The organism is Sulfurimonas sp. (assembly GCF_016744025.1).
In the GTDB taxonomy this organism is placed as follows: Bacteria; Campylobacterota; Campylobacteria; order Campylobacterales; family Sulfurimonadaceae; genus Sulfurimonas.
Map to the genome: position 1 here is coordinate 1 of NZ_JADGFC010000126.1, position 7,488 is coordinate 7,488.

Below are 7,488 nucleotides of genomic sequence, written 5' to 3' on the forward strand. Positions count from 1 at the left end.
GGTAATACTTCAGAATATTGTGGTACTAATAGTACATCTTCAAATGTGAGGGCGCGTTTACGAATGTTCATGGTTATCCTTTGGTGCTAAGAATATAATATGCTTATTTCTTTATAATTTTTGGATTATATCTTTTTTGTGGTTAAAAGGAGGTAAAGAGACTTTGATAGTTGCAAAGTCTCTTCCTGATAGAGGACTATAAAATAGATAAGTATTTTTTAATTTCTTCTATTGTATTGATGTCATCAACCCACTCTTGTGGAGCTTTAAAATCATCTTGAGTTGCTAAAATTATAGCAACTGTCATCCCCCTAGCAGAGGAATCTCCACCAGCTTTAGCATTTTTTTGCATAAGAGTTTTAAAATCATCTTTCAATGATAAAAGATGAATAACTCCTGCAAAACCATCTTCAATCCCACAGGCCGGACCAAAGTTTCTAATGCTTGTAAAAGTATCTGCATCTTTACTTTTAACACCGGCATCTATCCATCTTAAAAGTTCTGGATATTTAACTTTTAATAACTCAATATTCTTTTTAATATCTTGATTTTGTCTTGAATCCCACAATAGTTCTGCAAAAAATGCAGTTGAGAGTATTGCTAGTTTAGTATTGTGAGTTATCTCAGTTAATTCTTTAGATCTTTTTAGAAATATATCTTTAGAGTCTGCATCTATAAGTAAAGGAGCAATACGTCCACAGATGCTAAGGTCATTTGACTCTGAACCAATATTCTCTAATGAGTTACGAGTAGCTCCATCTATATAACCAGAATAATTAGACATTTTCTTTTTCCAAAAAGAGTAGTAATCATTTTTATCAAAGACCTTATTTTTAGACATATATTCTAAAAGATGAAGTGTCTGGTCTCCATAATGAGTAAAATCACCTTTTAGTTTTTCTTTATGCCAAATAGACTGAGCATCGTTTAGTATTTCCCAGTTTATAGGAAGATTTTTAAGTTGTTCTTCATCATAAACCCAGTGAGAACCAAGTACATAAGCATCTGCTGTTAGTGAAGCCATTATAGAATTGTATATTTGTTGGTTCATTTTAAAGCCTTTTATATATAGGATATCTTATTATCAAATATTATCTATATAATCTGAGAATAGGCTGTGTTATTTATTTAATAAAAATACCATATAAACAACAGAAATAATGAATGATGCGAGTATGCTTTATTTTATTATAAATATTCTCATTTTTAAAGTGAGAATATATATATGAATAGATTAAGAGTTGTAGTTGATTTGTTTTTCTAAAGAAAGAGAACCGTCAAAAAGAGTTTGCTCATCGTAGGCTTTAGCGATAAGCTGAAGTCCTAGAGGCATTCCTTCATCTGACTTTGATATAGGAAGAGATAGGGCAGGTAGTCCAGCAAGATTTACACTAATAGAGTAAAGGTCACTTAAGTACATGTCCATTGGATTTTCAAGTTCACCAAACTTTGGTGCAATACCTGGGGCAATAGGTGAAAGAATTAAATCAACATCTTCAAAGATTTTATTGTACTGATCTTTAATCATGTGTCTAGTCTTTTGCGCTTTTACATAGTAAGCTTCATAAAAACCACTTGATAGTACAAAGTTTCCAAGTAAGATACGACGCTTAACTTCATCTCCAAAACCATTACTACGAGTTTTGATAAAAGTGTCTTGCAGGTTTGAACCAGTAACACGATTACCATAACGAATACCATCATAACGAGCAAGGTTTGTAGCAGCTTCAGCAGTTGCAGTGATGTAGTAAGCAGAGATATCAAACTTTGCATCCATTAGCTCACGTTCTACTATTGTATGTCCAGCAGCTTTAAGTGCATCTATAGCAACTTGATAAGCTTTTTTCATATCTTCACTTGCATTTTGAATATGTTTAGGAAGAACAGCAATAGTCATTTTTCTTGTAGCATCTAATTTGTCCGAAACTTTATCATTCATCTCTGCAGAAGTTGAGTCTTTTTCGTCGTGACCGCTGATAATGTCATAAAGAATAGCAGCATCTTCAACGTTTTGAGTCATTGGTCCTATTTGATCAAGTGAAGAAGCATAAGCACCTAAACCAAAACGACTTACACGACCATAAGTAGGTTTCATTCCGACAATTCCACAAAAAGCAGCTGGTTGACGTATTGAACCACCCGTATCACTTCCAAGTGCAGCAATAGCAAGACCAGCAGCAATAGCAGCAGCTGACCCACCAGAACTACCACCAGGAACATATTCAGAGTTGTGAGGGTTTTGAGTCTTGCCGTAAAAACTTGACTCAGTTGTTGAACCCATAGCAAACTCGTCCATATTTGTTCTACCAAATGGACTAAGCCCTGCATTTTTCATCTTCTCGATTACAGTTGCATTGTAAGGAGCTACATATCCTTGAAGGATATTTGAACCAGAAGTTACAGACCAACCATTAACTTGGATATTGTCTTTGATAGCGATTGGCACACCATCTCCAACATTATTTACATCTATATAAGCGTTTAGTTCAGGTTGCTTTTCTATCTTAGCTTTTAGTTCAACTTTGAATTTATTAAGTTCATCTTTTGATAATGTTAGGGCTTCTTTTAACGTAATCACTAAATTTCCTTCGCTTTTTTTACTTTTTGTACGGCAAGAATACTTATACCTACAATTACAAATATAACAACTATGCTAACAGCCATAAATGTAGTCGAAACTGGTTCTAAGAAATTAGGCATTTACTACTCTTGCACATCTATCACAAGTGCAGTCTTCACTAGTTGCTTGGTATTTCCAACATCTAGGACATTTATGAGCAGTTGCTTTTTTTATTGTAAATGTGTCATCTTCAACTTTAAACGATCCTAACTCTTCACCATCCACAGAATCTGAAACAGCTGAAACAGCAAACCAATCTTCTGCATCTGTAGAATCAATATCAAGTGCAACTTTAGAGTCAGTAGAAATAACTAACTCTAGAGTATTTTTGATAATTTTTTCTTTCTTAAGTGCATCTACTACAGTTGCAAAACCTTCACGAGCTTTAGTCATATACTCAGCGTTAAATGTAGACTCTCCAGTTTGGATTTCTTCATAAGTCATGTCAAAAATAGACTCCGCATCACCTTTGATAATACTAGGAGCATTTTCTACGATTTCATCAGCTGTATAAGTAAGGATTGGAGCCATTAGAAGAAGTAAGCTTTTAGTAATAATAGCCATAGCACTTTGAGATGCCATTCTTCTTGTATCCATTTTTCCATCACAATAAAGAGAATCTTTAGTCATATCGATATACATACCACTTAATTCATTTACAACGAAGTTATTAATTAGACTCATACCGTTAACGTAGTTGTATTCGCTAAATGATTTATGAACTTCCCCAAATACATTTTTAGCAACATCTAAAATCCACTTATCTAACTCACCCATATCTTCATAAGGAGTTAGAGTCTCAAGATCGTTAATATTTGCAAGCATAATTCTAAATGTATTTCTTAGTTTACGGTAGTTCTCAGATGTTTGTTTTAAGATACCTTGAGAAATTTTCAAATCACCTTGGTAGTCACTTGAAGCTACCCAAAGACGAAGAATCTCACTTCCATATTCTTTTAAAACTTTCTCCGGAGCAATAACATTACCCTTGCTCTTTGACATTTTCTCGCCCTTATCATCAACTGTAAAACCGTGAGTAAGAACTGCTTTGTAAGGAGCTTTGCGCTCAACTGCACAAGATAAAAACATAGATGATTGGAACCAACCACGATGCTGATCTGAACCTTCTACATATAAATCTGCTTGATATTCACCTGCATCGTAGTTACGAGATTTTAAAACAGAGTTCCAAGTTGAACCAGAGTCAAACCATACGTCTAAGATATCAGTGACTTTTTCTACTTCGTCTGCTTTGTAACCAGAACCTGGGTAAAGTAGAGAAGCTATATCCATAGAGTACCATGCATCTGAGCCTTGCATTTCAAAAATCATAGCTACATAGTTTAAAACTTTCTCATCAAAAATAACTTCACCAGTAGCTTTTACTCTGAAGAATGCAATAGGAACTCCCCAATCACGTTGACGAGAAATACACCAGTCTGGTCTATTTTCTACCATAGAATTTAGACGATTTTTTCCTGTTTGAGGGTAAAAAAGAGTTTTTTCAACTTCACTTAATGCGATGTTTCTAAGAGTTTTGTCCTCACCTTCTGGTTTGTCATCTACAGAAATAAACCATTGTCTTGTTGCCCGGAAAATTAGTGGAGTATGACTTCTCCAACAATGTGGATAAGAGTGAATGAATTTTGACTCATATAGAAGTGAATCACCTAATAACTCTAGGATTCTATCATTACATTTAAAGATAAGTTTACCAAGAAACTCTTCTGGATTAGGAAGTAGTTTTTCTTTAACAATAGTTTCATCAAAACAACCAGTTTCATCAACAGGCATAATAACTTCTAAGTCATACTTTAGCCCAACACGGTAATCATCTTCACCATGACCTGGAGCTGTATGAACACCACCAGTACCACTATCCATAAGAACGTGATCGCCTAAAATAATTTTTGAAGTTCTTCCATTTAATGGGTTAATAGCAACTTGTCTTTCAAGAATTGTAGATTTTATTTCTCTATTTATTTCGCCTTTTACTACACCAAGATCAAGTAATGATTCAAAAAGAGCTTTGGCAACAATAAAACCATCAGTTGTTAGTACATATGCTTCTTCTGGGTGAAGAGATATAGCTGTATTTGATGGAAGTGTCCAAGGTGTAGTTGTCCAAATTACTAAAGAAGCCTTACCAGCAATCTCAGCTTTAGCTTTTGCTTCATCACTTAATTCAAATGCTACATAAATTGAGTGAGACTCTTTGTCTTCATATTCAACTTCAGCTTCAGCAAGTGCAGTACGTTCAGCCCATGACCAATAAACTGGCTTACTACGTTCAATTAGAAGACCTTTTTTAGCGACACCACAAAGTGTTCTATAGATGTTTGCTTCAAATTTGTAGTCCATAGTTACATAAGGATTTTCCCAATCAGCTAAAATACCTAATTGTTTAAATTCACCTTTTTGTATATCAACAAACTTTGCAGCGTGATCTCGACAAAGCTCTCTTACTTTTGAAACTTCTAAAAGTTCTTTTTTCTTTTTACCACCAAGTTTTTTCTCAACTTGTTGTTCTATTGGAAGACCATGACAATCCCAACCCGGAGTAAAACGAACAGATTTACCATCAAAATAGTTATGCTTGATAATTATGTCTTTTAAAACCTTGTTAAGTGCGTGACCAATATGAATATTTCCATTTGCGTATGGAGGGCCATCATGAAGAGTGAAACTAGGCGCGTCTTTACGGTTAGCTTTCATCTTTTCGTAGACTTTATTCTCATCCCATGAAGCGTAACGCTTAGGTTCATTGTTAATTAGATTGCCTCTCATGGCAAAGTTTGTAGTAGGTAATAGTAGTGTCTCTTTGTAGTCCATCTGTACCTCAAAAGTGTTTAAAATTTTTGGATTGTACCTGTTATGTGTTTAAAACCTTCTTTAAAGTGGAATAAATGGTGCTATAGTATAAGAATAACAAATCTGCTTTACAAGGCTGTTTAGACATGAAAACTCATCTTTTATTTATAGGGGTTAAATTTTTCTACAATACATCTTTACAAGAGTATATTATTAGAAAAATTAGACAAAAAACTGATTTTATTGATTCAATAACATATTTTAAAGAGAGTGACAACTCACTTTTCTTATATCTCGAAGAAGAGCTTAATACATCTGATAAGCTTATCATTATAACTACAAAACATAACTTCTCAACTATTGGTAAAGTTATATGTACAGTAACAAGTGATAATCAAGTGGTTAAAGATAATATGCTTATTCCATCAAACTGCTCAGTTTTTGAAGATAGAAGTTATCTTTTAGAGTATAAAGATTCTATTACAAATGTATTGCATATAGATGAGATGCAAGAGATGCCAGAGGTTTTAATTAACTCTCAAGAGAGTAAAGCTGTAGTTCATATTTTTGATCAAAGCAAAAGTGCAGTTACAGTGATGCTAACTCCTATAGCTCAAACTTTTGATGTAAAGATAGATGTCATGATTCTTATAGATGGATGGCTTAGAGTAGATATATTAAGTAATAAGTATGGAAATATATCAAAGTTTATAAATTCTGTAAAAGAATTATTACCTAGAAATCTTATAGCTGCATCTAATATGACTCAGTACATCATAGAAACACTTTCAAAAAGTCAAAAAACGATTACATTTGCTGAGAGTTGTACTGGTGGACTTTTAACTTATTACTTTACAAGAGAAAATGGTGCTTCTAAAATTCTAGAGGGTTCTTTAGTAACATATTCAAATACTATAAAAGAAAATTGGCTTGCAGTTGAACATGATACACTAGAAGAGTTTGGAGCAGTAAGTTCAGAAGTTGTAAAAGAGATGTGTGAGGGTGCATTAAATGTTAGTAGCGCAGATTATGCACTATGCATTAGTGGAATTGCTGGTGATACTGGCGGAACTGAATTAAAACCAGTAGGAACTGTCTATATTGGAGCAAGTTCAAAGACGCATCATTCTGAAGTGCACCTTAAATTAGACGGTGATAGAAATTATGTACAGCGTCAAAGTGTACTTTTTGCCCTTAAAACGCTTGTTTTGATAGATAAAGAGATGTTTTTCTAAATTTGTATGAAAATATCTTGACATTAAAAATCTATTTGTCTATAATTTCGACCTCTTAAGAATAAGAGGCAAACGTCTTGTTAGCTCAGCTGGTAGAGCACGTCACTTTTAATGATGTGGCCGATGGTTCGAATCCATCACAGGACACCATTTTTTTAAACTAAAAACATCGTATGCGGTGGTAGTTCAGTTGGTTAGAATACCTGCCTGTCACGCAGGGGGTCGCGAGTTCGAATCTCGTCCACCGCGCCACTTGTTTTTAGTTAATTAATGGGCGTTTAGCTCAGTTGGTAGAGCGCTACCCTTACAAGGTAGATGTCACAAGTTCGAGTCTTGTAATGCCCACCATTATATAAACCTTTTGTTTATGAAAGTGACCCTTTCGTCTAGTGGCCAAGGACACTATCACTTCATGGTAGGGACAGAGGTTCAAATCCTTTAGGGGTCGCCACTTATTTGGTGTTATACAAAGTCATTAAATGGGCGTTTAGCTCAGTTGGTAGAGCGCTACCCTTACAAGGTAGATGTCACAAGTTCGAGTCTTGTAATGCCCACCATTTATATGACAAACTTTTTTTATGCGCGGTGGTAGTTCAGTTGGTTAGAATACCTGCCTGTCACGCAGGGGGTCGCGAGTTCGAATCTCGTCCACCGCGCCATTTCTTTTTATAACCCTACAATAAATCAATAACTTATTCTATTACGACCATTATTTTTTGATATATATCGCCAATTCCAACAACAAGTGCAATTTCCACCTAAATTAGCTAGCTAATCTTTTACTCATTTCACTGAAAAACACTTCATACGGAGTTTTGTATT

At 34.5% G+C, this 7,488-nt stretch carries 5 protein-coding genes and 6 tRNA genes; 7 read left to right on the forward strand and 4 right to left on the reverse strand.

The annotated features are described in order from the left end of the window. Positions 1 to 196 precede the first annotated feature (196 nt). From QZZ48_RS13080 to ileS, 4 genes are all read right to left on the reverse strand, one after another. Positions 197 to 1,051 carry an ADP-ribosylglycohydrolase family protein gene (locus QZZ48_RS13080; RefSeq protein WP_294966597.1) on the reverse strand — a complete coding sequence of 285 codons (855 nt, stop codon included), beginning with the start codon at positions 1,049 to 1,051 and terminating at the stop codon, positions 197 to 199. A 183-nt stretch (positions 1,052 to 1,234) separates the two neighbouring features. Continuing rightward, positions 1,235 to 2,578 carry an Asp-tRNA(Asn)/Glu-tRNA(Gln) amidotransferase subunit GatA gene (gatA, locus tag QZZ48_RS13085; RefSeq protein WP_294966599.1) on the reverse strand — a complete coding sequence of 448 codons (1,344 nt, stop codon included), beginning with the start codon at positions 2,576 to 2,578 and terminating at the stop codon, positions 1,235 to 1,237. Continuing rightward, positions 2,578 to 2,700 (reverse strand): hypothetical protein, encoded by a 123-nt coding sequence (locus QZZ48_RS13090; RefSeq protein WP_294966601.1) that lies wholly within the window; start codon positions 2,698 to 2,700, stop codon positions 2,578 to 2,580. The genes gatA and QZZ48_RS13090 overlap by 1 nt, the downstream gene beginning before the upstream one ends. Continuing rightward, positions 2,693 to 5,452 carry an isoleucine--tRNA ligase gene (ileS, locus tag QZZ48_RS13095; protein WP_294966603.1) on the reverse strand — a complete coding sequence of 920 codons (2,760 nt, stop codon included), beginning with the start codon at positions 5,450 to 5,452 and terminating at the stop codon, positions 2,693 to 2,695. Before ileS ends, QZZ48_RS13090 begins: the two co-directional genes overlap by 8 nt. Before the next feature lie 125 nt (positions 5,453 to 5,577). Here ileS and QZZ48_RS13100 point away from each other — a divergent pair, with 125 nt between their 5' ends. From QZZ48_RS13100 to QZZ48_RS13130, 7 genes are all read left to right on the forward strand, one after another. Beyond that, on the forward strand, positions 5,578 to 6,666 hold the full coding sequence (locus tag QZZ48_RS13100; protein WP_294966605.1) for a CinA family protein: 1,089 nt from the start codon (positions 5,578 to 5,580) through the stop codon (positions 6,664 to 6,666). A gap of 74 nt (positions 6,667 to 6,740) precedes the next feature. Further along, positions 6,741 to 6,816: transfer RNA gene (locus QZZ48_RS13105), tRNA-Lys, on the forward strand. 25 nt (positions 6,817 to 6,841) lie between these two features. Then, positions 6,842 to 6,918: transfer RNA gene (locus tag QZZ48_RS13110), tRNA-Asp, on the forward strand. 20 nt (positions 6,919 to 6,938) lie between these two features. Then, positions 6,939 to 7,014, forward strand: a tRNA-Val gene (locus QZZ48_RS13115). 27 nt (positions 7,015 to 7,041) lie between these two features. Beyond that, positions 7,042 to 7,117 (forward strand) — tRNA-Glu (locus QZZ48_RS13120). A gap of 30 nt (positions 7,118 to 7,147) precedes the next feature. Further along, positions 7,148 to 7,223, forward strand: a tRNA-Val gene (locus QZZ48_RS13125). Positions 7,224 to 7,248: 25 nt separating this feature from the next. Then, positions 7,249 to 7,325: transfer RNA gene (locus QZZ48_RS13130), tRNA-Asp, on the forward strand. Positions 7,326 to 7,488 lie beyond the last annotated feature (163 nt).

Bases quoted from the DNA above. Each gene is read 5' to 3' on its own strand.
- QZZ48_RS13080 (WP_294966597.1), bottom strand. From the start codon at position 1,051: ATGAACCAACAAATATACAATTCTATAATGGCTTCACTAACAGCAGAT.
- QZZ48_RS13100 (WP_294966605.1), top strand. From the start codon at position 5,578: ATGAAAACTCATCTTTTATTTATAGGGGTTAAATTTTTCTACAATACA.
- ileS (WP_294966603.1), bottom strand. From the start codon at position 5,452: ATGGACTACAAAGAGACACTACTATTACCTACTACAAACTTTGCCATG.
- QZZ48_RS13090 (WP_294966601.1), bottom strand. From the start codon at position 2,700: ATGCCTAATTTCTTAGAACCAGTTTCGACTACATTTATGGCTGTTAGC.